This is a genomic window from Calderihabitans maritimus (assembly GCF_002207765.1).
Taxonomy (GTDB): domain Bacteria; phylum Bacillota; class KKC1; order Calderihabitantales; family Calderihabitantaceae; genus Calderihabitans; species Calderihabitans maritimus.
This window is the reverse complement of record NZ_BDGJ01000113.1, coordinates 1-1233: the sequence shown is the minus strand read 5'-3', so window position 1 is coordinate 1233 and position 1233 is coordinate 1. Positions and strand designations below refer to the sequence as shown.

The 1233-nt window shown below is 52.8% G+C and carries 2 protein-coding genes; both read left to right on the top strand.

The features are described from left to right. Window positions 1–406, top strand: a 406-nt coding sequence (hisG, locus tag KKC1_RS09885; RefSeq protein ID WP_143288729.1) for an ATP phosphoribosyltransferase, incomplete at its 5' end; no start/stop codon positions are given. Then, the coding region (gene hisD / locus KKC1_RS09880) for a histidinol dehydrogenase (RefSeq protein WP_088554297.1) at window positions 369–1233 on the top strand (865 nt) is incomplete at its 3' end. The genes hisG and hisD, both read left to right, overlap by 38 nt.

The window sequence follows — 1233 nt, the reverse complement described above, 5'->3', positions numbered from 1 at the left end:
TCCCGCCAGCCGGCTGGAAAGGGAAGGGGAGGAGATTGACCTGAGCCGCTTCAATCACCAGCGGGTGGCTACCAAGTTTCCCCGGGTAGCAGAAAATTTTTTCCGGGAGAAAGGGATGCAGGTAGAGATAGTCAAATTGCACGGAAACATCGAGCTGGCTCCTCGGGTCGGGCTGGCGGAGATGATTGTGGATATAGTTTCTACCGGAAGGACTTTGCGGGAGAACGAGCTGGTGGCTATTGCCGACATTTTCAGTGCAACCGCTCGCTTAATTGCCAATCGGGTCAGCTACCGAATGAAATATGAGCGAATTTGCCGGTTGGTAGAACAGTTCCGCCGGGTGGTAGAGGAGGAAGGAGAAGAAAAAAATGATCAGAATTTTGAGTGTAGAGGACCGAGAAGTTGAACGCTTTTGGCGGAGGGAATTCGGGTACAGCGCCGAAGTTGAGCAACAGGTCCGGGTCGTTTTAGAACAGGTGCGAGAGCACGGTGACCGGGCAGTTTTACAGTTTACCCGGCAGTTTGACGGGGCAAAATTAGCGCCCGGTAACCTGCGGGTTTCGGAAAAGGAAATTGAAGAAGCTTATGAACAGGTAGATGGGGAATTTTTGGCTGCGTTGCGCCGGGCTTTGGATAATATCCGGCGTTTTCATGAAAAGCAAAAACCCCAGTCCTGGGTTGAAACGGAAGATAACGGCTGCATTTTAGGCCAACTTTACCGGCCGGTTAACCGGGTGGGCATTTATGTACCCGGCGGTTCAGCCTCTTATCCGTCTTCCGTTTTAATGAATGCCATTCCCGCCCGGGTAGCAGGCGTGCCGGAAATAGCTATGGCAACTCCCCCGCGCCCGGATGGAAAAATAGTTCCCCATACTTTAGTTGCTGCCGCAGAAGCGGGAGTAAGGGAAATTTATAAGATGGGCGGGGCACAGGCGGTTGCTGCCCTGGCTTACGGTACGGAGACGGTGCCTAAAGTAGATAAGATAACTGGACCCGGCAATATTTATGTTACCTTAGCCAAAAAGCTGGTCTACGGCCAGGTGGATATTGATATGTTGGCCGGACCGAGTGAGATTCTGATCATTGCCGACGAAACGGCGGATCCGGTGCATGTGGCTGCCGATCTTTTATCCCAGGCAGAGCACGATCCTATGGCCTCAGCCGTGCTGATTACCCCATCGGCGGATCTGGCCCAAAAGGTACAGCAGGAGGTAGAGAGGCAAATTGAAACCC